The organism is Pedococcus sp. P3_C7 (assembly GCF_056402615.1).
The window spans coordinates 410875-436112 of sequence record NZ_JBFUHC010000001.1 but is presented as its reverse complement, the minus strand read 5'-3'; the positions used below and the strand labels follow the sequence as shown (position 1 = coordinate 436112).

Below are 25238 nucleotides of genomic sequence, written 5' to 3'. Positions count from 1 at the left end.
GTGCGTATCGCCCTTCTCAGCTGGCGCGACTTCACGCACCCTGAGGGCGGCGGCGCGGAGCACTACCTCGAAACCGTCGGGCAGCACCTGGCCGCGCGCGGCCACGAAGTCACCATCTACTGCGCCGCCCACGGAGACGCTTCGCCGCGAGAGACCATCCGCGGCGTGACCTACCGCCGCCAGGGCGGCCGACTGAGTGTGTATGCCGCGGCCATGCGGGCGCTGCGCCGCGACGAGCGGGCAGACGGCCCGTACGACGCGGTGGTGGACACCCAGAACGGCATTCCCTTCTTCTCTGCCTGGGGCACCCGCAGCCCGCTCGTCGTGCTGGTCCACCACGTGCACCGGGAGCAGTGGCCGGTGGTCTTCGGTCCGCTCGCGGCCCGGATCGGCTGGTTCATCGAGTCGAGAGTGGCCCCTCGTGCCTATCGCTCGAGGCAGTACGTCGCCGTGTCCGGCAAGACGAGGGACGAGCTCGTCGAGCTGGGGGTGGATCGTGAGCGCATCGCCGTCATCCACAACGGCACCGATGCGCCACGTTCGCTCGGCGTCGCGCGCGCCGACCGACCGACGATCGTGGTCCTCGGGCGGCTGGTGCCGCACAAGCGCGTCGAGCATGCCATCGACGTGGTCGCCCGCCTCCGACCGACGCATCCCGGGCTCCAGCTGCGCGTCATCGGCCACGGGTGGTGGCACGACCGGATCGCCGAGCACGCTCACGAGTCCGGCGTCGAGGACGACGTGTCCTTGCTCGGCTTCGTCGACGAGGAGACCAAGCACGCCGAACTGGCGGCGGCGTGGCTCGCCCTCGCCCCCAGCGTCAAGGAGGGCTGGGGGCTGTGTGTCGTGGAGGCGGCCAGCCACGGCGTCCCGACCATCGCCTACGACGATGCCGGCGGCCTGTCGGAGTCCATCGTCGACGGCCGCACCGGAGTGCTGGTCGAGGACCTGGACGCCATGACGCACGAGGTGTCGGAACTGCTTGCCGATCGAGTCCGCCGGGAGCAGATGGGGCAGCACGCCCGCGACTACGCCCAGCAGTTCACCTGGACGGGAACGGCTGAGTACTGGGAGCGACTCCTGACCCATGCGGCACAGAGAAGGGCGCCGATCGCGATGACCGACGCCCGTTCCCAGGCAGTAGAGGGCTAGTCAGCGGTGGCTGCTCAGCCGCCGTAGGGAATGATCTGGGCGGGGTCGACGATGTCTTTCTGACCCGACTGGACCGCGGCGCTGTCGCCAGGACCCTGCGTGTTCACCACGGTGATCACAGCGGCGGCGGCGGCGCCCCCACCGAGCACGAGGCTGAGCAGCGTGACGGCAACGGCTGACGAAACCTCGCCACGCTCGTTTGGACGGAAAAACTTCATGCTCCAGGGCCTCCCCGGCTAGTGGTGTCCCGCGAATGTTACCGGCTGGTTGCCTTTTTCGTGCAATCCTCCGAGATTCGCGCCTCGCGGGCGTGTCACCACGCCCAGACTGCGAAGTTCGCCGAGTCCTGCACGACGCGCATTCCGGTAGGCCGCGAGGGTGCCCCACCGGGCGTTCCCTTCCAGATCACCACGGCTGCCACTCCCTGCGCGCGGAGGTCTGCGACGTCGACCCGGCCAGCCTGCCACCCGGCCACCACGGCAGGATCGTCATCCACCGTGATCCGTTCACCGTCTCGCACCACGGTGAGCTGGTGCGCCGTCAGCACCCGCCCGGGCAAGGCTCTCGGCAGCGGGTCGAGGAACGGCCGCCCGCCCGCCCAGGACACCGCCCTGAACGGCTGCCAGGGCAGGACGGCCACCGTTCCACTGCCCGCGGCGGCGGCTGCCGCCCTCACCATGGGCTGCCAGTCTGCGGGCATCGTGACCGGCCGGTATGCCGTGTGCACGGCCTTGGGCAGGTCCGGCGCCGACAGCACAGCGAGGCTCGCCACCACCACGGCAGCCGTGGCCGACACCAGCCGGCCCGGTGCCTGACGACCACGGCGCCGGAGCAGGTGGCCCAGCTCAGCCACCGCCATGGCGACGAGCACCGCTGCGGCCAGCGCGCTGAGCCCCAGCCAGCGATGAGTGTCGCGACCGATGGCCACGCCCGGGACGGCCTGCAGGGAGGTGAACAGGGACAGGCCCGGGCCTGTCGAGAGCAGCCACGCGGTCAGCGGTGGCACCAGCCATCCGAGGGCGAGGCCGAGCGCCAAGCCAGGACGACCCCGACGGTGCAGGGCGAGGACGCCTGCCCCGGCGGCGACGAGGACGAGGCAGGACGCGACCACGGACGTCAGCTCGGTGCGCGAGGCCGGCTGGGCACCGGATGCCCAGACGCCGCCCAGGGTCATGGCCGAGCCGAGGACGCCCAGTGGAGAGTCTGCCGCGAGCGCGAAAGCGCGAGCGCCATCGGGATCGGCGCCACCCGAGCCGTGCGCGAGTGCCGGGACCACCCACGGCAGGCACCAGGCGGTGACCACCAGGACGCACCCGACGAGCCACGCCCCGCTGCGGCGGTGGGCAACCGCGGCCGACGAGCCCAGCACGGTGGCACCGGCCACGAGCGCACCCCACGGCGTCAGGGCCGCAGGCAGTCCGGCCAGGGCGACGAGCAGCAACGACTTCAACGGCGCGGACCTCGAGAGCACCACGGCGACGAGCCACGGCGTCATCGAGTAGGCGAGCAAGGTCGGCGGCTGCCCGATGAGCAGGCGCTCGGCGACGTAGGGGTTCCACATCGCCAGGACTGCGCCCGTCACCATCGCGGCCAGCCCCCACCGTCGCAGCAGGAGGGCCGTCCCGAGCCCCGCCATAAAGACCGCACCCGTCAGCATCGCCTGCTGTTGCACCCCCGTCGGCACCACTCCGGACAGGGCTGTCATCACCGCGTCGAGCGGGACCGCCCGGGGTGCCTGACCCCCGCCCCACGTCGTGGGACTCCACACGGGTCGCGGCACGCTCACGAAGTCGCGGTACAGGTAGAGGCCCTGGCCAAGCGACCGACGGCACACCACGGCCGTGACCACCAGTGATACCAGCGCCGCCACGGCTAGGTCGCGCGCGCCGCTGTGAGAGCCCGCTGCACTGTCGCGCAGCCCGCGGCGGGCAGCCGCGACCGGAGCCGGCATCTCGGAGCCGCTCAGTGGGCGGCGTCGTGCCAGGAGCGGCCGACCCCGACACTGACGTCGAGCGGCACGTCCATGTCGATGGCGCCGCCCATCTCGCGGCGGACCAACGCCTCCACGTCGGCCGCCTCACCGGGCGCGATCTCGAGGACCAGCTCGTCGTGCACCTGGAGCAGCTGACGCGACTGCGCGCCGGACTCCTTGAGCGCGGCCTCGACGCGCAGCATCGCCAGCTTGATGATGTCGGCGGCCGATCCCTGGATGGGCGCGTTGAGCGCCATCCGCTCGGCCATCTCACGGCGCTGCCTGTTGTCGCTGGTCAGGTCGGGCAGGTATCGCCGGCGGCCCAGCATGGTCTCGGTGTAACCCGTCCCGCGCGCCTCGGCGACCACCGAGTCGAGGTAGTCCTTCACCCCCCCGAACCGGGCGAAGTACTCGTCCATCAGACCCTGCGCCTCGCCGGTCGAGATGGTGAGCTGTTTGGACAGGCCGAACGCCGACAACCCGTAGGCCAGGCCGTAGGACATCGCCTTGACCTTGGAGCGCATCGCCGAGGTGACGTCCTCAGGGTCGACGGAGAACACGCGCGACCCGACGAACCGGTGCAGGTCCTCCCCCGACCGGAACGCCTCGATCAGGCCCTCGTCACCGGAGAGGTGGGCCATGATCCGCATCTCGATCTGGCTGTAGTCGGCCGACATGAGGGACTCGTAGCCCTCGCCCACGATGAAGACCTCGCGGATCCGGCGTCCCTCGTCGGTGCGGATCGGGATGTTCTGCAGGTTGGGGTCGGTCGACGAGAGGCGGCCGGTCGCCGCGATCGTCTGCTGGTAGGTCGTGTGGATGCGCCCGTCCTCGGCCACCGACTTGAGCAGGCCCTCGACCGTGACGCGCAGGCGCGAGGCGTCACGATGCCGCAGCAGCGCCTCGAGGAAAGGGTGCTCGGTCTTGGCGAACAGGTCGGTCAGAGCATCGGCATCGGTCGTGTAGCCGGTCTTCGTGCGCCGTGTCTTGGGCAGGCCCAGGGTCTCGAACAGCACCACCTGGAGCTGCTTGGGCGAACCGAGGTTGATCTGGTCTCCACCGATGGCGTCGTAGGCATCGCCCTGCGCCTCGCGCACCTTCGCCGCGAAGTCGGCCTCCAGCCCGGTCATCACCTCGACGTCGGCCGCGATGCCGGTGCGCTCCATGCCAGCGAGCACCTGCTCGAGGGGCAGCTCCACGTCCTGCTGGAGCGAGGTGCCGCCGGTGGCCTCGAGCTGCTCGGCCAGCGACCCTGCGAGGTCGAGCACGGCGCGGGCACGGACCATGGCATCCTGCGCGCCGGCGTCGCCCTCGTCACCGAAGTCGAGCAGACCCTGCCCGGAGGTATCCGCCTCGGCCCGCAGCTCACGGCCGAGATGGCGCAGCACGAGGTCGGCCAGGTCGTAGGAGCGCTGGTCGGGTCGCACCAGGTAGGCGGCCAGCGCGGTGTCGGTCGTGATCCCCTCGACGCTCCAACCCCGCGCCCCCAGCGCGAGCAGGGGTCCCTTGGCGTCGTGCAGCACCTTGGGACGCTGCGCGTCGGCGAGCCAGGCACCGACGGCCGCCTCCCCCGCCGAGTCCAGCGCGGTCAGGTCGACGTAGGCCGCGGCGTCGCCGTCGGTGGCCAGCGCCAGGGCGGTCGCGTCCCCGGTGCCACGACCCCACTGGCCGACGAGGTGCACGCCCACTGTGGCGCCGGGCGCGGCATACTCCTGCAGCCACCCCGCCACCTCGTCGGGCGCGAGCAGCGCGCCGTCGAGGTCGAACCCGTGGTCGGCCTCCTCCTGGGGAGCGTCGAGGTACTCGAAGAGGCGGTCGCGCAGGACGCGGAACTCCAGGCTGTCGAACACCGCGTGCACCTGCTCGCGGTCCCAGTTCTGGCGCTCGAGGTCGGCGATGGTCAGGGGCACGTCGAGGTCACGGACGAGCTGGTTGAGGCGCCGGTTGCGCAGCACGCCGTCAAGGTGCTCGCGCAGGGACTCACCCGCCTTGCCCTTGATCTCGTCGACGTGGGCGACCACCCCGGTGAGGTCGCCGTACTGGCTGATCCACTTGGCCGCCGTCTTGGGGCCGACCCCCGGGACGCCCGGCAGGTTGTCGGAGGACTCACCGACGAGCGCCGCGAGGTCGGAGTAGCGCTCGGGCAGCACGCCGTACTTGGTCTCCACCGCGGCCGGGGTCATCCGGGCAAGCTCGGAGACGCCCTTGACGGGGTAGAGCACGGTGCTGGTGTCCGTGACCAGCTGGAACGAGTCGCGGTCGCCCGAGCAGATCAGCACCTCCATCCCCTCGGCCAGCGCCTGGGTGGTGAGGGTGGCGAGCACGTCGTCGGCCTCGTAGCCGTCGACCTCGACGTAGCGGATGCGCAGGGCGTCGAGGACCTCGTGCAGCAGCGAGACCTGACCCTTGAACTCGCTCGGGGTCGCCGAGCGGCCGGCCTTGTAGTCGGCGTACTGCTCGGTGCGGAAGGTCTGCCGGGACACGTCGAACGCCACCGCGAGGTGAGTCGGCTGCTCGTCACGCATGACGTTGATCAGCATCGAGGTGAACCCGTAGACAGCGTTGGTGTGCTGGCCCGTGCTCGTCGAGAAGTTCTCGGCCGGCAGGGCGAAGAACGCCCGGTAGGCGAGGGAATGACCGTCGAGGAGCAGGAGGCGACTCACGCATGGCAGCCTATTGGTTATGAGTGACACCCCCATGACCGACCGCACCGCCGTCGCCGACTCCAGGGCCACGACCGACGACTTCACCGCCGCGCTCGAGGCGATGCAGGCCCTCAACCCGAACTCCCTGCTGCACCGCATGGAGATCGAGGTCCTCGAGGCCACACCGCAGCGCCTCGTCGCGCGAATGCCGGTGGAGGGCAACACCCAGCCCTACGGCCTGCTGCACGGTGGCGCCTCGGTGGTCCTCGCCGAGACGCTGGGCTCGATCGGCGCCGCGCTGCATGCTGGCCCGGACAGGATCGCCGTGGGCCTCGACATCAACGCGACCCACCACCGCGCCGCCCGATCAGGTTTCGTCACGGGGACGGCGACGGCGCTGTCGCTCGGCGGCACCCTCGCGTGCTACGAGGTGGTCGTCACCGACGACCAGGACAAGCGGATCTGCACCTGCCGGATCACCTGCCTGCTGCGCGACGGCGCACCGGGCGCCTGAGCGCCCGAACGCCCGAACTCCTGAGTCTCAGCCCGCGAGGCGGCTGTCGGAGCCGGCGGATGCGGTGGCCCGCGCCCGCAGCGACCGCCGACGGTGCAGCAACGCCTCGATCGAGTGGTGCCTGGGCTCGTCCTGGCCGAGTCGGCGACGCAGTGCGGCGACGCTCGTGACCCGGCGCACCACCTGGGACGAGAAGCCAAGCCGGGCGAAGAAGCGGTTGGCCTCGCGGTGTTGGGCCGGCACGTTGCAGCCGATCTGGTCGCAGCCGCGCGAGTCGGCATACAGGGTGACGGCGGTCATCAGCTGACGAGCCACACCGTGCTTGCGCGCCTCGGGCACGACATAGAGCTGGTCGATGGTGACGCACGGAGTGTCGGTGAGCGACGAGAAGGGGCTCGTGGCGGCGACGGCGAAACCGACCGCGCGACCGTCGGACGTGGCGAGGTAGGCCCGGACGTCCTCACGGTGCAGGGCCGTCGCCACCCGTCCCTCGGAGGCGGCGCGCGCGGCGACCTCAGGGCCGACGCCGGCCTCGACGCGGGACGACAACCACAACTCGGTGAACGTGCGCTCCTCGTCCGCGGAGACACGCCTGACAGAGATCGCTGGACGGCTCACCGGGGTTCCTCCATCGTCGGTCTGGCACTGCTCACCACTGCAGACGGCTCCCCCGACGGCCGCGGTCCCTCGAAAGGCGACCGACTCTGGACTCTAGGCCCATTGGCGGGCCTTCGTGAAGGGTTCAACAACTTTCGTGCGTCAACTCCGTGCGACGCCGGTGTTCCGCGCCGGTCCGGGTGCAGCGTCCTCACAGGGCACGCTCGAAGACGTAGTCGTTCTCGTAGCGGTCCCCCACGAGGAACCGCTTGGTCCCGACCCTGGCGAAGCCGCTCTTGCCGTAGAACTTCTGGGCGCGCTCGTTCTCCTGGTTGACCCCCAGCCACACCCCGACCGCACCCCGTGCCCGCGCGGCGTCCATGGCAGCCTGCATCAACAGCCGGCTCGTGCCGGCACCGTGGTGGTCGGGCAGGACGTAGATCTTGCTCAGCTCTGCCGTCGGTCGCAGCGTGAGGGCGGCTCGCGCGTCCGGATCCGTGGGCTCACCGTTCACCACCATCGCGTACCCCGTCACCGTGTCACCGTCGACGGAGACGAACAGGTCGCGGTGCGGGTCGGCGAGGTAGCCCTCGAAACAGTCCTGCGACAGCACGTTCGCGATGAACGTGTCGATCGCCTGCTGCGTCGTGTGCGGCGGACAGGCCAGCGCAAACGTCGCTGCTGCCACCTCGGCCAGCACCCCGGAGTCGGCCGGATCCGCCCGGCGTACCTCCACGTCCACGGTCAGGCCTTGTCCATCCCGGCCACGACGGCCTCGGCGACCTCGCGCATGCCGAGGCGCCGGTCCATCGCCGTCTTCTGGATCCAGCGGAACGCCTCGGCCTCGGTGATCTTGAGCTTCTTCATGAGCACACCCTTGGCGCGGTCGACCGACTTGCGGGTCTCCAGCCGCTCGCCCAGGTCGGAGATCTCCTGTTCGAGCGCCTTGACCTCGGTCCAGCGGTGCCGCGCGATGTCGATGGCAGGCGAGAGGTCGGAGGCGGTGAACGGCTTCACGATGTAGGCCATCACGCCCGCGTCACGGGCCCGTTCGACGAGCTCGGTCTGGCTGAATGCGGTGAGCATGACGACCGGACAGATGCGAGCGGCCCCGATCTGCTCTGCTGCCGTGATGCCGTCCATGACCGGCATCTTGACGTCCATGATGACCAGGTCAGGGGTCAGCTCGGTGGCCATCTCGACGGCCTGCTCACCGTTGCTCGCCTGCCCGACCACCTCGTAGCCGGCCTCGACGAGCATCTCGGCCAGGTCGAGGCGGATGAGGGCTTCGTCCTCCGCCACCAGGATGCGGGTGGGTGCGGAAGGCGGGGGGCTCGCGGTTTCGGTCTGGCTCACGGAGAAAGCCTAGGGGACTCGCGTTAACGGCACGTTGCGGGAGGCGCCGCCGCCGTTTGTCGAGGATTGGTATGCCGCGTGCCGGCCTACGCGATGCGGTCCTCGCCCGGACGCTACCCGCTCTGGTTTGAGACGCGGCGAGGGGCGATGATGGAGACGACCCCGGCGGTGCCCGGGTGTCCCCGTCCGCTGCGGTCCGGCTGCCGGAGGCATGGCAGTTGGAGGACGGAGTGGCTGAGACAGCCCGTCCACGTCGCCGTGCCCGGCGCCCTCCCCATCCCCGGCGCCCTCCCCATCCCCGGCGCCGACCGACCTCTGCGTCGATGCGCGTGGTGTGGATGCTCGTGGCATTCCTTGGCGGCGGCCTCCTGGGGCTCTTCCTCGTGCTCCCTCGCACCCGTTCGCTGCGCCCGCGCCGCGTCCTCGCCTGTGACCTGTGCCAGGCCCGGCATCGACGGCTGCTCGGCGTGACCATGGTCCTGGCGCTCCTCGCGGTCGCTGGGTTCGGGCTGCGGGTCTCCCAGCGGGCGCGTGAGCTCCCCGCCTGCGCCGCCGACACCTCGATCGCGGAAGGGCGTCGGGTCATCGACCCGCGCGCTCCGAGGCCGCCGCCACTGTGGTCGACGGTCCGCTCCGCCATGACGGCTCCCGTGAGCGGGCTTGCACTGGGGTTCGCGGAAGTCCGTGGGCAAGGCCTGTGCAGCGTCGGTGACCCGCCCATCACGCTGGCGTTCGTGCCGCAGGCAGGGGAGCACATGGGAAGCATGGTCGGCGAGGTGTTCCTGGCCTCCCCGGTGCCGCGCATCAACGCCGTGCGGGCCCGCGGCGTCGCCGAACACGAGTCACGTCACGTCGACCAGTGGGCCGTGTGCACCATCGTCGGCGGGATCAGCCTGCTGCCGGTGCTCTACCTCGTCGACGAGACCCTGTACCCGGGCTCGGAGAACCACTTCGAACAGGCTGCGGGTCTGTTCGACGGCGCGTATCCCCCACCGCCCGTCCCGCCGCGAGGACCCCAGGGCTGGGCCATCGCTCTCTGGGTCGGGGTCCTCCTGCTCCTGACTCGCCGTCGCATCCGCTGGGCGGTCCGGACGGTCGTCAGGCGAGGCAGCGACCCCGACCCCCGCCGGTGCGCCGTCCACACGACCGGCTGGAGATAGCCGTCCGACGTCATCCCCTCGCTGGGGCGCCGACAGGGGGCGACTCGCGGTGGATGTCCAGCGGGGTCAGCTCGCCTCGCTGACCAGGGCGGTCTGCATCAACGCGAGGTGGCTCAGCCGCCGCTGACGCCCGTCGCCGGTGTTCCGACCTCGCACGAGTCGGCGACGCAGCTCGTTGACCAGCTCCTGGTTCGACACGAACCGCAGGACGAACGTGGGCTCACCCTCCTGGTTCTTCGGCAGACCACACGCAACGCCGGCAGCCACGACGAGCTGACGGTAGGTCAGGTCAAGGGTCTTGGCGAGCGTCGAGAGCGTCGACTCGTCGGGCATGGCAGCCAGCTGCTCCGCCCCCACGAGGTCTGCGACGACCTCCGGGCTCAGTCCGCTCTCGAGCGTGAACTGAGAAAGGGACCATCCCTTCTCTCGCAGCCGCTCTTCGATGACGATGCCGAGCTCGTTCCCCATGGTGCTCCCTGCGTGGACGTGGAAGGGTCTCTTCCACTCTGGATGGGACGTTCGCCCCATCGTGGTGCGTCCTGCCCCGGTGGACACCGGAACAGCGCACTACACGGCAGATCAGGTCGTTTGCGTTGACTGAAGGGACGAGCATCGAGTCGCCCGATCGGGTCCTCTACGACCTGCTCCGGCGTTGCCGCTGTGGATCGGGCCCTGGTCCGGTCATCGCCACCTGCTGCCGGGCCCTGGACTCTCAGCGTTCTCCCTCTCGCAACCTCACTCGGCGCCGAGAGTCACCTGGCCCACACCTTCGCCCGCGATCGTGTCACCGTGACCCACGCGACAGGTGCGACCAGGGAAAGCCCGACCTTCACCGAGTGGGTGAGGAAGTACAACGGCCTGGCCTTCCTGCACCCTGGGTGGCGGCTCCTGTACATCTCCGTACCCAAGGCCGCCGGGACCTCGTTGAACGTGGCTCTCACCCGTTCCGCCGGCGTCCCCTTCCCGGGCGCCTTCGTCGACTCGCTCGGCGAGGAGTCGCTCGTGAGCCAGACCATCTGGGACGGGGACGCGGGCGGCCGACCGATGGTCGACTCACTTGACGACGCGGCATACGAACGCCTGATGGGCACCGGCCTCCGCCACGTCTTCACGGTGGTACGCCACCCCGTCGAACGCCTCCTGACCACCTGGTCCAGCAAGTACCTCGTCCGGGCTCCCTACTATCGCGCCAGGCTCGGGTTGCCGGACCCCGGCCTGCGACGGTTCGAGCGCGTGGACGACGTACTCGCAGACCTCGACGAGCTCGTGGCGCACCTCCATGCGAACCCCGCGCTCGTCCACCGTGATGTGCACCTCGTGTCGCAGTACGAGCTGCTGCGCCGCGACCTGACCCGCTTCGACCACGTCGGACGCACCGACCGGTTGGGCGAGACCATCGAGTGGCTTCGCGGTCGCCTTGCCACCGAGGGCGCCGAGCTCTGCGACGTCGGCCACGACAACGACTCCCCCATCGACGTCGACCTCTCGATGGTCGACCCGCGGACCGTGCAACGAATCCATGACCTCTACGCGGAGGACTACGGCTTCCTCGGCCTGGACCCCACTGAGGTGAGGCTGAACGGGACTCTCAGCGACGCCATGCTCGGGATCCTCAACCGGGAGATCGAGCACAACGTCCGCGCCGAGGTCCTCCACCGCGCTGCACACGGGCGTCCGAACCGGGCCGGTCCGCACCGTTCGCTGCGCACTGCGTTGTCGTCGTCGCTCAACAGGGCGATCGGGGCCTGACGGCGCCCCCTAGCTCGACGCACCAGCTGCGTCCGGACTACACGAAGGCGGTGTGTCGCGAGCCGGAGCCGGATGGCGAGGCAAAGAGCTCCCGCCGCCCTGCCCGGCTCGACCGGCGCCAGGCGCGCCAACCGGTCGGGTCGTGCTGTTGCACCAGGAAGTACCAGAGGTACCGCACTTCATCAGGCCAGCGCCGCCAACGCAGACCGGGCTGCGCCGTGAGGTACCCGAGGTTGCGGAACGTGCCTGCCCGCCTGACCGGGTCACGGGGAACCAGGACAGTGAGCCGTCCACCCAGGATGGGCGCCCAGTCATCGTGGCCCTGGGGATGGAGGTAGGTCGCGGGTGGGCAGGTGCCGAAACGGAGCTGACTACGCCTCAGCCGCCGGTGGATCTCGACCTCGTCACCGCGGACGAACAGCCGCGGGTCAGGCACACCCACCGCGTCAACGGCTCGGGCCGAGAACAGGGCGCCGTTGAACAAGTTGGCGACGTTGGGCACGAGGACATCGTCTCCCAGCTCCCCGCGCTGCCGGATCCACCGGAGACCCCTCCGCAGGGGGAACGCGAGTCGGTCCGGGTCGTCCTGGTCGACGACCAGGGGGGAAACCACGTCGAGACGATGATCGGCAGCGCAGGCCAGCAGTCGACCCAACGTCCACCTGGACCCCGGTCGTCCGTCGTCGTCGGCGAGCCACACCCAGTCGGCGCCCAGAGCGCGTGCGGTCAACACGCCGTACGCGTAGCCGCCGGCCCCACCGAGGTTCGTCTCGGACTGGAGCAGGGTGTGCGGGATCCCAGTCGCAGCAAGGGCATCGGCGGCACCGGGCTCCGTGCCGTTGTCCACGACGATGAGGTGGTCGGGTCGTCGTTGCTGCGAGGCAACGGCCTCGAGGCACGCTCGCAGGAGGGCTGCCCTGTCGCGCGTCACGATGACGCAGGCCACCCATGGCTGGCGGGCAGGTACCTCGGTCCTCACCCACCCAACGCTAGAAGTCGCGACGGCCCGGCTGGCGGCTCGCGGGTGAACGCCGGATGCACCCGCGGTGTCGACTCGGCCGCGCGGTAGGGGCCTTGGCCCGGGGTCCATCCGCGCGACGCGTCGAGTTCACCATCTCGTTGGTCTGGCTGCCTACCGTCGTCGTCGTGAGCATCCCCTTCTCCCTGCTCCTGCCCGTCTACCGTGGTGACCGCGCTGACCACCTGGCGAGAGCCTTCCAGAGCACCGTGCAGGAACAGCTGCTGCGACCCTCGGAGGTCGTGGTGGTCCAGGACGGGCACGTCGGCCCCGAGCTGGCCTCTGCGCTGGAACGGCTCGAGTCAACCAGCCCGGTGCCGGTGCGCCGGCTGCGCCTCAAGCACAACGTGGGACTGTCCCAGGCCCTCCAGTGCGGCCTCTCGGCCTGCACCCACGAGGTGGTGGCCCGGATGGACGCCGACGACATCAGCCTGCCGCACCGGTTTGCCGTCCAGATCCCCGTCATCGAGGCGGGCGCAGACCTGGTCGGTAGCGGGATGCGCGAGTTCGGCGAGGCGACACCGACGGACGGCTTGCTCAGGATCCCCCCGACCGACCCGGCGCAGATCGCCACCGAGGCGCGACTGCGCAGCCCGTTCAACCACCCCACGGTGGTCTACCGGCGGTCGGCGGTGCTCCAGGCAGGGGGCTACCGCGAGCTGCCGTTGCTGGAGGACTACTGGTTGTTCACCCGGATGATCGAGTCGGGTTCGGTGGTGGCGAACGTGCCGGAGCCGCTGGTCCTCTACAGAGTGGACGCCGGGTCCTACCGACGTCGTGGGGGGATGCGGCTGCTGCGCTCTGAGCTGGGGCTGCAGCGGCGGCTGCGACGTGAGGGCTTCACAACCCGGGCCGAGATGCTGCGCAACGTCGCGATCCGGGGCGGTTACCGGGTGATCCCCGTAGGACTTCGCAAGTCGTTGTACCGCAACCGGTTCACGACCGAGGCGGGGAGCTCGCCGGAGCTCCTGCTCGGCGAGGTGACGTCGACGGTTCTCCGTCCCCGCGCGACACGGGAGCACGCGTGAGGGCCGACCTCGTCGTCGTCGGGGCGGGTCTGTTCGGTCTCACCGTCGCCGAACAGGCCGCAGAGCGTGGCCTCGACGTCGCGATCGTGGACCGGCGCGACCACCCCGGCGGCAACGCCTGGAGCGAGACCGACCCGGACACGGGGATCGAGGTGCACCGCTACGGTGCCCACCTCTTCCACACGTCCAACGAGCGGGTGTGGGAGTACGTCAACAGGTTCACCGCCTTCACGGCATACCAGCACAGGGTCTGGACCGTGCACCGCGGGGAGGTGTACCCGCTGCCCATCAACCTCGGAACCCTCAACCAGTTCTTCCGCGCCAACCACGGGCCGCAGTCGGCTCGCGCCCTCGTCGCACGGCAGGCGGCCGAGGTGACCGGGCAGCCCGCGAACCTCGAGGAGAAGGCGGTGTCCCTCATCGGCCGCCCCCTCTACGAGGCGTTCATCCGCGACTACACCGCGAAGCAGTGGCAGACCGATCCGCGGGACCTGCCCGCCGAGGTGATCAGCCGCCTCCCCGTCCGCTACACCTACGACAACCGCTACTTCAACGACCGCTACGAGGGACTACCCCTCGACGGGTATGCCGCGTGGCTGAGTCGGATGGCCGACCACCCGCGCATCTCCGTGCACCTCGAGACGGACTTCCTGGCCGAGGGGCATCCGTTGTCCCGCAACGCCGTTCGGGGCCACGTGCCCGTCGTCTACACGGGACCGGTCGACCGCTACTTCGGTGACGTCCACGGGGCGCTGGGCTGGCGCACTCTGGACTTCGAGAGGGAGGTGCTTCCCGTCGGCGACTTCCAAGGAGCACCGGTGGTCAACTACGCCGATGCGGACGTCGACTTCACCCGAATCCTGGAGTTCCGTCACTTCCATCCGGAGCGCGACTACCGCACGGACCGCACCGTCATCGTCCGCGAACGGTCGCGCGGGGCCGGGCCCGGCGACGAGCCCTACTACCCGGTGAACACCCCTGAGGACCGTGACCGGCTGTTGGCCTACCGAGAGCTCGCAGAGCAGGAACGGCGCAGCTCGGTGTGGTTCGGCGGTCGGCTGGGGACCTATCAGTACCTCGACATGCACATGGCGATCGCCTCGGCGTTGCGCCTCGTCGGCGACCTCGACGAGCTGGTGCACGGGCGCGGCCGGTCGCCTCGCCGCTCCGTCGTCGAGGTGTCGGTATGACCGCGGGGCCTCCCGCCGGCGACCGGGTGCTCGCCAGGGTGGTGTTTCCCACCGACGGGGACCTCGACGTCCTGCCGCTGTACGTGGACGGTCAGCAGGTGCCGGTCGCGGTCGAGGACGGCGAGACAGTGCTGCCTGTCCCCTTTGACCAGAGCCCGGACCAGGTGCTGGGCCGACGGTCCTATCGCCTCGGCCACGGTACGCGGACCTCTTTCGCCACCTACTTCAACGCCTTCCCGGCGGGGTACTGGCGGCGGTGGAGCGTCCTGCAGTCGGTGCGGCTCGACGTGCGCACCACCGGCAACGGGACTCTGATCGTCTACCGGTCATCGGCGCGAGGCAGCGTCGCCCGCGTCAGCGCGCACACGCTGACAGGACAGTCGACGCTGTCGATCCCGCTGCCACTGAATGCGTTCGGCGACGGTGGCTGGTACTGGTTCGACCTCGTGGCCGGCCGCGAGGACCTCGTGCTCGACGCTGCGGAGTGGCTTGCCGGCCAAACCGAGCCTGGCTCCCGCCAAGCGCCCCGTGGCACGGTCACGGTTGGAATCACCACCTTCAACCGCCCCGCCTACTGCAGCGCGCTCCTCGCCCAGCTCGCCGCCGACCACCAGCTCACCGACGTGGTGGACGAAGTCATCGTGGTGGACCAGGGCTCGGAGCAGGTGCGCCACGACCGGGGCTTTCCGGCGGCAGCGGCGTCCCTGGGCGGCCGACTGCGGGTGCTCGAGCAGCAGAACCTCGGCGGGTCCGGTGGCTTTGCGCGCGCGATGCTCGAGACCCTCGACGTGGGTCGCAGCGACTACGTGCTCCTCCTCGACGACGACGTCGTCTGTGAGCCCGAAGGCATCGCCCGTGCCGCCGTCTTCGCGGACTTCGCGCGTGCGCCCACGGTGGTCGGCGGCCACATGTTCTCGATGTACGAACGGTCGGTCCTGCACGCGTTCGCAGAGCGGGTCTCCCCCTGGCAGTTCCGATGGACTCCAGCCCCCGCGACCGAGCATGACCACGACCTCTCGCACTCCAACCTGCGCTCCACGCCGTGGCTCCACCGTCGTGCAGCGGCGGACTACAACGGCTGGTGGATGTGCCTCATCCCGACCGCGGTACTTCGCGACGTGGGGTTGTCCGTGCCCGTCTTCATCAAGTGGGACGACGCGGAGTTCGGCCTGCGCGCCGCGGAAGCCGGCTACCCGACCGTCTCGCTTCCCGGGACAGCGGTGTGGCACGTCCCCTGGACCGACAAGGACGACTCGGTCGACTGGCAGGCCTACTTCCACGCGCGGAATCGCTTCATCGCAGCGCTGCTCCACTCGCCGTTCGACCATGGTGGCCGGATGGTGCGTGAAAGCCTTGCCATCCAGCTCAAGCACCTCATGGCCATGCAGTACTCGGCGGCGCACCTGCGCGAGCAAGCCCTCCGCGACGTGCTGGCAGGCCCCGAGGACCTCCACCCGAGCCTGCCGTCACGGCTCGGTGAGGTCCGAGAAGCCCGCTCGGGCTTCGACGACGCACGGGTGGCGCCGGATGCCAAGGCCTTCGCGCAGGTCCGCGCGGCCAAGCCGCGCAAGCGCGACCCCCGGACCGAGAAGCCCACCAGCCAGCTTGCGACCCTGACCACCGCTCTCGTCGGCCTGGCCCGGCAGCTCACAGCAGTGCCGGCGGGCGCACGGCAGCAGCCCGAACGCGAGGTCCCCGCCGCCGATACCGGCTGGTGGACGCTCTCCCGGCTGGACTCCGCGCTCGTCTCGACGACCGACGGGACCGGCGTCTCGTGGCATCGGCGTGACCGCGCCCGGTCTCTGGCTGCGGCCCGCAGGGCGACTCAGGTGCACCAGCAGCTCCTGCGTGAGTGGCCGCGGCTCGCGGCCGAGTACCGCGCTGCCCTCCCGGACCTCGTGGGCCAGGACGCCTGGCGCAAGACCCTCGACCTGCCTCTGCCCGATCACGAGGCCGACCGGTGACCGCGGTCGCCATCGCCGCCGACACCCCGCTGGTCGTCCAGGGTCGCGGAGGTGGCCTGCGCGAGGTGGCGGGGCGACGATTCCTGCTCGGCCTCCTGGTTCGCAAGGAGCTCCGGGTGCGCTACCGGGCGTCTGTGCTCGGTCTGGGCTGGTCCTACGTCAAGCCCGCCGTGCAGTTCGGCGTGTACTTCGTGGGCCTGGGACTGCTGCTGCGCCAGACCACGATCGGTGACTACGCGGTCTACCTCTTCGGCGGCCTGGTCGTGATCACTGCGTTCGGCGAGGCCGTGGGGAACGCGACCCGGTCGGTCGTCGTCAACGCCGACCTCGTCCGCAAGATCTACCTGCCCCGCGAGCTCTTCCCGGTCTCGAGCCTCTGCGTGGCCGGGGTTCACCTGGGGCCCCAGCTGCTGGTGCTGGTCGTCGGAGCGTTCGTGGCAGGCTGGTCCCCCGACCTTGTCGGGGTGGTCGCACTCGGGGCGGGACTCGCCCTCGCCGCCCTGCTGGCGCTCGGCCTGGGGCTGCTGCTCGGGGCGGTCAACGTGCTCTTTCGTGACGTGGAGAACGTCGTCGACATGGTGCTCATGGTGTTGGTCTGGATGAGTCCGGTTCTCTACCCCTGGCAGCGCGTCGCCGACTTGCTCGGCTCCGACTCCGTGTGGTTCGGCATCTACCAGGCGAACCCGCTCACCGTGGCGGTCGAGCTCGTGCACCGGGGCACCTGGGCCAACGCATCTCCGGGCAACGGCGCGACGTTGCCGCCCGACCTGGCCTCCCGGACCCTCCTCGCGTTTGCTCTATCGGCATCGCTCGTGGTGCTGGGGGCGTGGGTGTTCCGGCGGCTGGCCGGCCGCTTCGCCCAGGAGCTGTGACCGTGACGATCAGCGCCGTCGAGGTCGACGGGATCTCGAAGCACTTCCGGCTCCGGCACACCCACTCGCTGAAGGAGAGCGTGGTGTGGGCCCTGCAGGGTCGGGCCCGACGTGATGACTTCACGGCCCTGCATCACCTCGACCTCACCATCAACCAGGGGGAGACGGTGGCCCTCCTGGGCCGCAACGGGTCCGGCAAGTCGACCCTGCTGAAGCTCATGGCTGGTGTCATGGCTCCCGACAGCGGACAGGTCCGCGTGCGGGGTCGGCTGGCCGGTCTGCTCGAGGTCGGAGCCGGCTTCCACCCTGACCTCACTGGTCGGGAGAACGTGTACCTCAACGCCTCCATCCTGGGGGTCGAGCGCGCGCAGATCGCGGCCCGGTTCGACGACATCGTGGACTTCGCCGACATCGGCCCCTTCCTCGACACCCAGGTCCGCTTCTACTCGTCGGGGATGTTCCTCCGGCTCGCTTTTGCGGTGGCTGTGCACACCGAACCCGACGTCTTCCTGGTCGACGAGATCCTCGCCGTGGGTGACGAGGCATTCCGGGCCAAGTGCCTCGATCGCATTGCCCGACTGAGCGCCGAGGGTCGCACCCTCGTCGTGGTCAGCCACGACCTGCCGCTGGTCGAACGGCTGTGCACCAGGGGCGTGGTCCTCGACAGTGGTCGCGTCCTGGCCGATGGCTCGGTGAGCGCCGCGGTCGAGACCATGCGGGTCCGCGGTTGACCGGCTGGGCTGATGCAGCGCCAGCAGTGCTGGCGGCCGCCTGCGTTCTCGTCCTCCCCGGCCTCCTGGTCGCCCTCGCGGCAGGGCTGCGCGGGAACGCGGCTCTCGGGATGGCGTCGCCGCTGTCGGTGACGACTGTGGCGCTCACAGCAGTCGTGTGCGAGCTCGTGGGCGTCCCCTTTGGTATGCCGGCGGTAGCCGTTGCGACGACGGCCGCGGCCGCGGCGGTTCTCCTCGCAGCGCGCCTGCTCCCCGCAGGAAGGACGCGCGCGACCGCGCGGCTCCAGACCGGGCACCTCGGGACCGGGCACCTCGGGACCGGGCACCTCGGGACCGGGCACCTCGGGAGCGAGCGCTTCGCGACGGCGTCAGGCATCGCCGGGGCAGCGATCGGGGGGACGTGCGCCGCGGTTGCCGTCGTTCGTGGGATCGGCCGACCTGAGGTCTTCCCGCAGACCTTCGACGCCCTCTTTCACCTGAGCGCGGTCTGGCGGGTGCTGCACACCGGGGACGCATCGTCGTTGACGTTGGGCACCGTGTCGGCGCCAGGGCATTCGGCCGCCTTCTACCCAGCCGCGTGGCATGACGTCGTGGCCCTGGTGGCCCAGGTCTCGGGAGCCCACGTGGTGGTGGCGGTGAACTGCGTCTCGATCGCGATCGCAACCGTCGTCTGGCCGCTCGGATGCGTGTTCCTCGCACGTCAGCTCGTCGGGGATCGTCCCGGCGTGCTGTTCGCCGCTGGGGTGCTGTCCGCCGCCTTCGGTGCCTCGCCGTACCTCCTCCTGTCCTACGGCACGTTGTGGCCCAACGCCCTCGCGAACGCCCTGTTGCCCTCGGTACTCGCCTGCGGGGTGGCTGTCCTGCTCCCCAGGTCACCGCGGGAACTTGACGGGCTCGACGGCATGCGCGCCCTGGCCCTGGGAGCAGCAACGCTCCCGGGCGTCGCGCTCGCGCATCCGAACGCGGTGCCCAGTACGATGCTCTACCTCACCGTGATGGCCCTGGCGGCCTTGGGCAGATGGGGCCTCGGCGACGGGGCCGGTCCTCGGAGACGGCTGACGGCCGCGGGTGCGGCATCGGCCCTGGTCGGGGCGGACCTCTGGTTCGTGGCGTTCTCACCCGTCTTCGCGGCGACGCGCGGCACCAGCTGGCCAGCGCGGCAGACGCTCGCCCAGGCGGCAGGCGAGTGGGCCCTCGCAGCTCCGATGAGGAGTCCGGTCCCGTGGCTCGCCGCCACCCTGGTCCTCCTGGGCTGTGCCGTCGCCTCGCGAAAGCCACGCCTGCGCTGGCTGGTCCTCGCCCATGCCGCGGCCGGAGCGGCGTTCGTCCTCGTGTCCGGCAGCGACGGCAGGCTCGCCCGCGCCCTCAGCGGCCCCTGGTACGACGACTCGTTCCGCTTCGCAGGGCTTCTCGGCATCACCGCTGTGCCACTCGCGGCAGTCGGACTCGAGTGGTGCGCGACCGCCGGGGTCATTGCGGTCGGCCGGGCCACGCCGCGCGCGCGCCGCTTGACTCCGCAGGCCGTCATCGGTCCGATGGCCCTGGTCCTGGCCGCGCTCACCATGGGGATGTATGCCGGTGCGAACGGCCGGGTTGTCGGCAACTGGTACCACGGACAGTCCCTGGCGGGACCAGCGGAGAGGTCGATGCTCGTGCGCCTGCCGCAGCTGGTGCCGTCAGACGTGCGGATAGCGGGCAACCCGTGGAACGGTTCGCCCCTGGCGGCCCCTCTCGGCAACCGCGCGACCGTGTTTCCACACGTGGGCGGGGCGTGGGACCCAGACCGGCTGCTGCTGGCCAAGAGCCTGAACGAGGCGGCCGAGAGCCCGGCCGTGTGCGCTGCGGTGCATCGACTCGACGTCAGCTACGTGATCGACGGACCGATCGAGTTCTGGAAGGGCGACCGCCGGCAGACCCGCTATCCAGGGCTGGAGGTCGAGGGCCACCCAGGTTTTGTGCCGGTTGCCTCCGGGGGAAGACTGACGCTCTACCGGGTGACGGCCTGCTCCTGAGCCCGGCGATCAGGTTCGCGAGCCGTCTTCGGGCCAGAGCTGAGGGCTCCGATGGACTGGCTCTTGCGCGCGGGACGAGACCGGAGGAACCTACGCTTCATGTCCGGGGTTGACGAGGCACAAGCCCTCGAGCACGTCCGTGAAACGCTCGCCTCTCGGTTTCCCACGGTGGACCCGATGACAGTGAAGTCCGTTGTCATCGAGGTCCATGCCTCGCTCGATGGCCCCGTTCGAGATTACGTGCCGCTCCTCGTCGAGCGGGCGAGTATGGATCGCCTTCGCGCCCTGACGTCCGGCTCCTCGTCCCCTGCGCGAGCACGTCAGGCCCGGGGCGAGCTCACCTCAGCCTGAGCCACCGGGCTGACGCGGAAGTCGCACTGATGCGCCTGGTTGCCCCGATCCAGGATGCCGTGGTCCGGCCCGGTCAGGTCCGTTACGTCATTTGAGCGAGTACGAGACCGCTCTGGCGGAATATCATGCATTTGCCAGCGAACGTGGATGTTGACGTTCACTGGACTTCCGGACCGGCATGAGGGGGTTCCGATGGCCGGGATGCGCCTTCAGCTGCTGCAGGGGTTCGTCCTGCACGATGCCGACGCTCGCATCGGCCTGCCTCAGGGCATGCAGCGGCTCGTGGCGTTCCTCGCGCTCAAGGGTCCGGCACATCGTTGCGTGGTGGCCGGCACCCTGTGGCCCGAGGTTCCCGAATGCCAGGCGCTGGCCAGCCTGCGCACGAGCATCTGGCGGATGAACCGCATCCTGCCAGGGTCGATCGCCCAGGAGGGGATGTCCCTCACGACCGCACAGACCATGACGGTCGACAGTCGGCAACAGGAATGGTTCGTGACTCGGCTGCTGCGCGAGCAGGTCATCGACGAGCAGTGGATCTCAGAGCGACTCGAGATCCTGTGGCCCGGCGAGCTCCTGCCCGGGTGGTACGACGACTGGATCGTGCTCGAGAGGGAACGGCTCAGCCAGCTCCGCCTGCGCGCCCTGGAGCACACGGCCGTGGTGATGGCGCGAAGCCACCGCCGGGCGACGGCGCTCCAGCTCGCCCTCGAAGCCGTGCGTGCAGAACCGTTGCGTGAGACCGCGAACGCTGCCCTGATCGAGGTGTACCTGTTGGAGGGCAACGTCATCGACGCCGTGAACCAGTACGAGTCGTTTCGAGGACGTCTGCAGCGTGAGCTGGGGGTTGAGCCGTCCCCCGCCCTGCGAATCGGGCTGCCGCGCGGTCAAGTCCGCCGTTCAACGACTTCGACGGTCACGCTGTAGCGGGCAATTGCCCCGGTGTCGTCCTCGTCCTCTTCCCATTCGTGTCGGAGGACGAACCTGAGCGTGGCGACGCCCGTCGACAAGGCCGCCAGACGGAACTCCCGCGCTCCACCTCGTCCGAAGACGGGCTCGGCGGGCAACGGCTCCGACAGAGTCCGTGCGTACCCGTCGTCGACCATCCCGACGACGCCGCCCACCCCAGTAACCGTCCAGCGGTACCCGGTCGTCGGGTTCTCCTCCAGCACCACGACGAGCTCGTCGCCGAGCTCGACGACGATGCTGCGCCCGTCGTCAACCGCCCCCAGCTCGATCTGCGCCATCTGCCCTATCGCTTGGACGCTCTCGGCTTGGCCCGGGACCTGGGTGCCGTCTCGTCATCGGCCTCCGTGGCCGCCGACACCGCGGCTTGCAGGTCGTCCACCGACAGCGGTGCGGGAGCGCCGCCCGGTGCGCCGCCGCCGCCGACTCCCGCCAGGGACGGGTCGTCGGAAGGTGGCGGGGCGGCAGCCGCGCTGCCCGCGCTCAGCTGTTCGACGGGCATCGGCGTGGGCAGGGCGTCGCCGGAGGACGTGACCTCGCCACGAGCCCCGGCCAACTCCGCCGGTTCGAGCGGGGACGGGGTCTCGCCGGTCCCGGCCGCTTGGAGATCCTCGAGCGCGGCGGGGGCTGGTCCTGCACCCGTGTCGGCCGTGGCCATCGAGGTCGACTCGACCTGCCCGGCGCCGACGCTGATCGTGATGGTGACTTCGGAGCTCACGACGAATCCTTCCGATGCGTCAGGGCATACCTCACAGGTACGCCTGCACGATGTTGCCGCTACCGTCTCGGACGACGTATGCCTGTCGGTTGTTCGCCTTGGCAGCCGTCAGGATGAGGAACACGTTGGTCACGCCGTCGGCGCTACCCGTGAGGATACGGTGCCAGGCGTTGGTCCCGGCAAGATGCGCCCACGCGTTCTGTGCGTCTCGGCTGGCATAGACCTGATTGATGTTCGTCCACATGAAACCCATTCCTCCTCAGTCTCGTAGGCCTTTCGCGGCCTACAGGTACACCTGGTAGATCTGTGAGCCGTCCACGAGCACGGTCACCGTCAGGTTCTTGGCGGCCGCCTCGGTCAGGACTGCGTGCACGTTCGTGACCCCGTCGGCCGCACCGGGCTGGATACGACGCCACCCGAGCCCCGGGAAGTGTGCCCACGCGTTCTGTGCGTCCCGGCTGGCGTACACCTGGGTCACCTTGGTGCTCTGGTACACCGGGCCGACGCTCACGTCAGCGGAGTAGAAGGACCAGCTCGAGTCGATGAGGAGATCGGTTTGCCCGTATCCAATCCGGCCGAAGCCCTGGGCTCCCCACGTGGTGCCCCAGCTGTTCTTGACGATCCAGCACTGCTGGTTGTCGTCGTAACCCACCACGCAGATGCAGTGGTAGCCAGGAGGGTTCAGCCTCGTGGCGGCGGAGGACTTCACGTACACCGACGTCCCGTTGTAGGCGAAGAAGTCGCTCCACACCTCCAGCCCCGCGAGGACCGGACCTTTGGCTACGGCCTCCTTGCGCGCCGCCATGGTTCCGTAGCCGGTGAAACCGGAGATCTTGGTCAGGCGGTTCTGCCAGTCGCTGCACCGGCTGGCCCCGCAGTTCATGTTCTGCGGTTGGTAGGGCATGCATGCCTCGTCGGTGACCCCGGTGCTCTGCGCGAACGACAAACCTGAGGTCAGACCCCAGCCGTTACAGCTACCACCGCCGCAGAACTGCAGGAACGCCTCGGACAAGTCGATCGCGTAGGCCGGGTTGTTCAGCTTGATGCGGACTCCGGACTCGATCACGGCACAGGTGCAGAACGAGACGCAGGAACCACAGCCGCCCTGGTTCTTCACCGAGGTCACGTACCCCCCGGTTCGCCAGTCGACCGCGGTCGGAGCACCGACTCCTGCCCCGAAAGCCGACATCTCCTGCGCCGCGTAGCCCTGGGTTTCCGCCTCCAAGGCGGCCATCTCCTCGGGAGTGACGATGACCCCAAGGTAACCGCGCCGCTCCTCCGTGGACATCTCTGTCAGGAAGTTCTCCTCAGCCTGCCAGGAGAGACCATCTGCTTTGATCGCGGCCTGAATCTGACTAACAGTTGGTTCGTTCTTCGCCATGTCCCACCTCACACGGGTACGTCGGTCGACTGTCAGTCAACGAGACGGGCCGTCACGGAGGCGTCACTCCTGCGTCAACCCGTTTTCCGAGATCCCGGGCGGGGTTGTCGGCGCAGCCCTCAAGGGTGCGCTGTTGTGCAGGTCAAGGGGTGCCGAAGGCGGGACTTGAACCCGCACGCCCTTTCGAGCAGAGCATTTTGAGTGCTCCGTGTCTGCCATTCCACCACTTCGGCGCGGCCACGTCAGCGGCCTCCGAAAGGATAGCGGTGAGCACGCGGCATACCGAACGTGGCCGTGGCCTGTCGTGGGTCGGCAGGCCGTGCCCCCGCACCACGTCAGTCGGCGAGGTCCTCGTAGGCCGGTGCCACCTTGTTGATGGCGTCACCCATCTTGTGCACGCGCAACGCGTTGGTGGACCCAGGGATGCCGGGAGGCGATCCCGCGACGATGACGACGAGGTCCCCCTCCTTGGCGCGACCGGACGCGAGCAGCGACTTGTCGACCTGCTGGGCCATCTGGTCGGTGTGCCTGGCCATCGGGACGAGGTAGGTCTCGATGCCCCAGGCCAGCGCGAGTCGAGAGCGGGTGTGTGGCTCCGGGGTGAAGGCGAGCATGGGGATCCGCGGGCGGATGCGGGACATCCGCTTGGCCGTGTCGCCGGACTGGCTGAAGGTGATGAGGAACTTGGCGCCGAGCAGCTCACCGATCTCGACGGCAGCCGCAGCCACAGCGCCGCCCATCGTGTGCGGCTTGGTGCCGAGCGGTCGGATCCGCTCGAGGCCGTGCTCCTCGGTGCTCTCGATGATCCGGGCCATGGTCTGCACGGCGATGATCGGGTAGGCGCCGACGCTGGTCTCCCCCGACAGCATCAGGGCGTCCGCGCCGTCGAGGACGGCGTTGGCGGCGTCGGAGGCCTCGGCGCGGGTGGGGCGCGGGTTCTCGATCATCGACTCGAGGACCTGGGTGGCGACGATGACCGGCTTGGCATTGCGCCTCGCGATCTCGATGGCTTCCTTCTGGACGATCGGCACCTCTTCGAGCGGCAGCTCGACGCCGAGGTCGCCACGGGCCACCATCACACCGTCGAAGGCCTCGATGATCTCGACGAGGTTGTCGACGGCCTGCGGCTTCTCGATCTTGGCGATGACCGGCAACCGGACGCCGACCTCGTCCATCACGGCGTGGACGTCGTCGAGGTCGGCAGCCGAGCGCACGAAGGACAGCGCGATCATGTCGGCGCGCAGCCCGAGGGCCCAGCGCAGGTCTTCCTTGTCCTTCTCGGACATCGCCGGCACCGAGACCGCGACGCCAGGCAGGTTGATGCCCTTGTTGTTGGACACCATGCCGCCCACGGTCACCATGCAGCGGACGTCGGTGTCGGTGACCTCAACGGCCTGCAGGGCGACCTTGCCGTCGTCGATCAGCAGCGCGTCGCCAGGACTCACGTCACCCGGAAGACCCTTGTAGGTCGTGCCGACCTCTGCCTGCGACCCGTCGACCTCACGCGTCGTGATGGTGAACTCGGCGCCGTTGACCAGCTCGACCGGACCATCCTTGAACCGCGTGGTGCGGATCTTGGGACCCTGGAGGTCGACCAGGATGCCGACCGCGTGACCAGTCTCGTCGCTGGCCTTGCGGATCTCCTCGTAGATCTTCTCGTGGTCGGCGTACTCGCCGTGGGAGAGGTTGAGCCGGGCCACGTCCATGCCCGCCTCGACGAGCGCGCGGATGCGCTCGGGAGAGGAAACTGCGGGGCCGAGGGTGCAGACAATTTTGGCGCGACGCATGGCAACGACCCTATCGGTCAGCAACCCCCGAACGTGACCCCGGTCACCCTGCGGACACCCCACAGCGGAGGTATGCCG

General features: G+C 69.7%; 25 protein-coding genes and 1 tRNA gene. 12 read left to right on the top strand and 14 right to left on the bottom strand.

Annotation, left to right across the window (positions count from 1 at the left end):
* The gene (locus AC1DS4_RS02060; RefSeq protein WP_477632090.1) at window positions 1-1152 is read left to right on the top strand and encodes a glycosyltransferase family 4 protein; all 1152 of its coding nucleotides are present in this window, start codon (window positions 1-3) and stop codon (window positions 1150-1152) included.
* Between the two features lie 14 nt (window positions 1153-1166).
* Here AC1DS4_RS02060 and AC1DS4_RS02055 read toward each other — a convergent pair whose 3' ends face one another.
* The 3 genes from AC1DS4_RS02055 to polA all read right to left on the bottom strand — a co-directional run bounded on the left by AC1DS4_RS02055 (window position 1167) and on the right by polA (window position 5787).
* Window positions 1167-1370, bottom strand: coding sequence for a hypothetical protein (locus AC1DS4_RS02055; RefSeq protein WP_477612780.1), 204 nt, complete (start codon window positions 1368-1370; stop codon window positions 1167-1169).
* Between the two features lie 95 nt (window positions 1371-1465).
* Entirely contained in the window at window positions 1466-3103 is a 1638-nt protein-coding gene (locus AC1DS4_RS02050) for an MmpA family trehalose lipid delivery protein (protein WP_477632089.1), read from the bottom strand.
* Window positions 3104-3114: 11 nt separating this feature from the next.
* The gene (gene polA, locus AC1DS4_RS02045) at window positions 3115-5787 is read right to left on the bottom strand and encodes a DNA polymerase I (protein WP_477624729.1); all 2673 of its coding nucleotides are present in this window, start codon (window positions 5785-5787) and stop codon (window positions 3115-3117) included.
* 103 nt (window positions 5788-5890) lie between these two features.
* On the opposite strand from polA, the gene AC1DS4_RS02040 reads away from it, so the two are divergent.
* A complete protein-coding gene (locus AC1DS4_RS02040; protein ID WP_477613415.1) occupies window positions 5891-6283 on the top strand; it encodes a PaaI family thioesterase in 393 nt (130 codons plus the stop codon).
* Window positions 6284-6310: 27 nt separating this feature from the next.
* Here AC1DS4_RS02040 and AC1DS4_RS02035 read toward each other — a convergent pair whose 3' ends face one another.
* From AC1DS4_RS02035 to AC1DS4_RS02025, 3 genes are all read right to left on the bottom strand, one after another.
* Window positions 6311-6901: a GNAT family N-acetyltransferase gene (locus tag AC1DS4_RS02035; protein ID WP_477612777.1), complete on the bottom strand. Its 591-nt coding sequence runs from the start codon at window positions 6899-6901 to the stop codon at window positions 6311-6313.
* 190 nt (window positions 6902-7091) lie between these two features.
* Window positions 7092-7622, bottom strand: a complete 531-nt coding sequence (locus tag AC1DS4_RS02030) for an N-acetyltransferase family protein (RefSeq protein WP_477632088.1) — start codon at window positions 7620-7622, stop codon at window positions 7092-7094.
* Window positions 7623-7624: 2 nt separating this feature from the next.
* Window positions 7625-8236: an ANTAR domain-containing response regulator gene (locus tag AC1DS4_RS02025; RefSeq protein WP_477612775.1), complete on the bottom strand. Its 612-nt coding sequence runs from the start codon at window positions 8234-8236 to the stop codon at window positions 7625-7627.
* Window positions 8237-8580: 344 nt separating this feature from the next.
* On the opposite strand from AC1DS4_RS02025, the gene AC1DS4_RS02020 reads away from it, so the two are divergent.
* The gene (locus AC1DS4_RS02020; RefSeq protein WP_477612774.1) at window positions 8581-9396 is read left to right on the top strand and encodes a hypothetical protein; all 816 of its coding nucleotides are present in this window, start codon (window positions 8581-8583) and stop codon (window positions 9394-9396) included.
* 66 nt (window positions 9397-9462) lie between these two features.
* On the opposite strand, the gene AC1DS4_RS02015 is transcribed toward AC1DS4_RS02020, so the two are convergent.
* A complete protein-coding gene (locus tag AC1DS4_RS02015) occupies window positions 9463-9864 on the bottom strand; it encodes a hypothetical protein (protein ID WP_477632087.1) in 402 nt (133 codons plus the stop codon).
* 321 nt (window positions 9865-10185) lie between these two features.
* Between AC1DS4_RS02015 and AC1DS4_RS02010 the strand changes: the two genes are divergently transcribed.
* Window positions 10186-11145 (top strand): sulfotransferase family 2 domain-containing protein, encoded by a 960-nt coding sequence (locus tag AC1DS4_RS02010; RefSeq protein WP_477612772.1) that lies wholly within the window; start codon window positions 10186-10188, stop codon window positions 11143-11145.
* 37 nt (window positions 11146-11182) lie between these two features.
* Here AC1DS4_RS02010 and glfT1 read toward each other — a convergent pair whose 3' ends face one another.
* A complete protein-coding gene (glfT1, locus tag AC1DS4_RS02005; RefSeq protein WP_477632086.1) occupies window positions 11183-12124 on the bottom strand; it encodes a galactofuranosyltransferase GlfT1 in 942 nt (313 codons plus the stop codon).
* 167 nt (window positions 12125-12291) lie between these two features.
* Between glfT1 and AC1DS4_RS02000 the strand changes: the two genes are divergently transcribed.
* The 8 genes from AC1DS4_RS02000 (at window position 12292) to AC1DS4_RS01965 (ending at window position 21235) form a co-directional block, all read left to right on the top strand.
* On the top strand, window positions 12292-13191 hold the full coding sequence (locus AC1DS4_RS02000) for a glycosyltransferase (RefSeq protein WP_477612770.1): 900 nt from the start codon (window positions 12292-12294) through the stop codon (window positions 13189-13191).
* Entirely contained in the window at window positions 13188-14381 is a 1194-nt protein-coding gene (glf, locus tag AC1DS4_RS01995) for a UDP-galactopyranose mutase (RefSeq protein WP_477632085.1), read from the top strand. Before AC1DS4_RS02000 ends, glf begins: the two co-directional genes overlap by 4 nt.
* Complete coding sequence (locus tag AC1DS4_RS01990) at window positions 14378-16345, top strand: glycosyltransferase (RefSeq protein ID WP_477632084.1); 1968 nt, start codon at window positions 14378-14380, stop codon at window positions 16343-16345. Before glf ends, AC1DS4_RS01990 begins: the two co-directional genes overlap by 4 nt.
* A complete protein-coding gene (locus tag AC1DS4_RS01985) occupies window positions 16342-17217 on the top strand; it encodes an ABC transporter permease (protein ID WP_477612767.1) in 876 nt (291 codons plus the stop codon). Before AC1DS4_RS01990 ends, AC1DS4_RS01985 begins: the two co-directional genes overlap by 4 nt.
* 2 nt (window positions 17218-17219) lie before the next feature.
* A complete protein-coding gene (locus AC1DS4_RS01980) occupies window positions 17220-17948 on the top strand; it encodes an ABC transporter ATP-binding protein (protein WP_477632083.1) in 729 nt (242 codons plus the stop codon).
* On the top strand, window positions 17945-19960 hold the full coding sequence (locus AC1DS4_RS01975; RefSeq protein ID WP_477632082.1) for a DUF6541 family protein: 2016 nt from the start codon (window positions 17945-17947) through the stop codon (window positions 19958-19960). The genes AC1DS4_RS01980 and AC1DS4_RS01975 overlap by 4 nt, the downstream gene beginning before the upstream one ends.
* A gap of 51 nt (window positions 19961-20011) precedes the next feature.
* Window positions 20012-20311 (top strand): three-helix bundle dimerization domain-containing protein, encoded by a 300-nt coding sequence (locus AC1DS4_RS01970; protein WP_477612764.1) that lies wholly within the window; start codon window positions 20012-20014, stop codon window positions 20309-20311.
* Window positions 20312-20503: 192 nt separating this feature from the next.
* Window positions 20504-21235 carry an AfsR/SARP family transcriptional regulator gene (locus tag AC1DS4_RS01965; protein WP_477612763.1) on the top strand — a complete coding sequence of 244 codons (732 nt, stop codon included), beginning with the start codon at window positions 20504-20506 and terminating at the stop codon, window positions 21233-21235.
* Here the strand turns inward: AC1DS4_RS01965 and AC1DS4_RS01960 are convergent.
* The 6 genes from AC1DS4_RS01960 to pyk all read right to left on the bottom strand — a co-directional run bounded on the left by AC1DS4_RS01960 (window position 21196) and on the right by pyk (window position 25160).
* The gene (locus AC1DS4_RS01960) at window positions 21196-21555 is read right to left on the bottom strand and encodes a protease inhibitor I42 family protein (RefSeq protein WP_477612762.1); all 360 of its coding nucleotides are present in this window, start codon (window positions 21553-21555) and stop codon (window positions 21196-21198) included. The genes AC1DS4_RS01965 and AC1DS4_RS01960 overlap by 40 nt on opposite strands.
* Before the next feature lie 5 nt (window positions 21556-21560).
* Window positions 21561-21992: a hypothetical protein gene (locus AC1DS4_RS01955; RefSeq protein ID WP_477612761.1), complete on the bottom strand. Its 432-nt coding sequence runs from the start codon at window positions 21990-21992 to the stop codon at window positions 21561-21563.
* Window positions 21993-22023: 31 nt separating this feature from the next.
* Window positions 22024-22236 carry a hypothetical protein gene (locus AC1DS4_RS01950; protein ID WP_477612760.1) on the bottom strand — a complete coding sequence of 71 codons (213 nt, stop codon included), beginning with the start codon at window positions 22234-22236 and terminating at the stop codon, window positions 22024-22026.
* A 39-nt stretch (window positions 22237-22275) separates the two neighbouring features.
* On the bottom strand, window positions 22276-23280 hold the full coding sequence (locus AC1DS4_RS01945; RefSeq protein WP_477612759.1) for a C1 family peptidase: 1005 nt from the start codon (window positions 23278-23280) through the stop codon (window positions 22276-22278).
* A gap of 243 nt (window positions 23281-23523) precedes the next feature.
* Window positions 23524-23606 (bottom strand) — tRNA-Leu (locus tag AC1DS4_RS01940).
* Between the two features lie 102 nt (window positions 23607-23708).
* The gene (gene pyk / locus AC1DS4_RS01935; protein ID WP_477612758.1) at window positions 23709-25160 is read right to left on the bottom strand and encodes a pyruvate kinase; all 1452 of its coding nucleotides are present in this window, start codon (window positions 25158-25160) and stop codon (window positions 23709-23711) included.
* Between the last annotated feature and the right edge of the window lie 78 nt (window positions 25161-25238).

Coding starts and splice junctions, on each gene's coding strand:
- AC1DS4_RS02055 (WP_477612780.1), bottom strand. CDS start 1,370: ATGAAGTTTTTCCGTCCAAACGAGCGTGGCGAGGTTTCGTCAGCCGTT.
- AC1DS4_RS02050 (WP_477632089.1), bottom strand. CDS start 3,103: ATGCCGGCTCCGGTCGCGGCTGCCCGCCGCGGGCTGCGCGACAGTGCA.
- AC1DS4_RS02040 (WP_477613415.1), top strand. CDS start 5,891: ATGCAGGCCCTCAACCCGAACTCCCTGCTGCACCGCATGGAGATCGAG.
- AC1DS4_RS02015 (WP_477632087.1), bottom strand. CDS start 9,864: ATGGGGAACGAGCTCGGCATCGTCATCGAAGAGCGGCTGCGAGAGAAG.
- AC1DS4_RS01990 (WP_477632084.1), top strand. CDS start 14,378: ATGACCGCGGGGCCTCCCGCCGGCGACCGGGTGCTCGCCAGGGTGGTG.
- AC1DS4_RS01970 (WP_477612764.1), top strand. CDS start 20,012: ATGGACTGGCTCTTGCGCGCGGGACGAGACCGGAGGAACCTACGCTTC.
- AC1DS4_RS01965 (WP_477612763.1), top strand. CDS start 20,504: ATGGCCGGGATGCGCCTTCAGCTGCTGCAGGGGTTCGTCCTGCACGAT.
- AC1DS4_RS01960 (WP_477612762.1), bottom strand. CDS start 21,555: ATGGCGCAGATCGAGCTGGGGGCGGTTGACGACGGGCGCAGCATCGTC.
- AC1DS4_RS01950 (WP_477612760.1), bottom strand. CDS start 22,236: ATGTGGACGAACATCAATCAGGTCTATGCCAGCCGAGACGCACAGAAC.
- AC1DS4_RS01945 (WP_477612759.1), bottom strand. CDS start 23,280: ATGTCCACGGAGGAGCGGCGCGGTTACCTTGGGGTCATCGTCACTCCC.
- pyk (WP_477612758.1), bottom strand. CDS start 25,160: ATGCGTCGCGCCAAAATTGTCTGCACCCTCGGCCCCGCAGTTTCCTCT.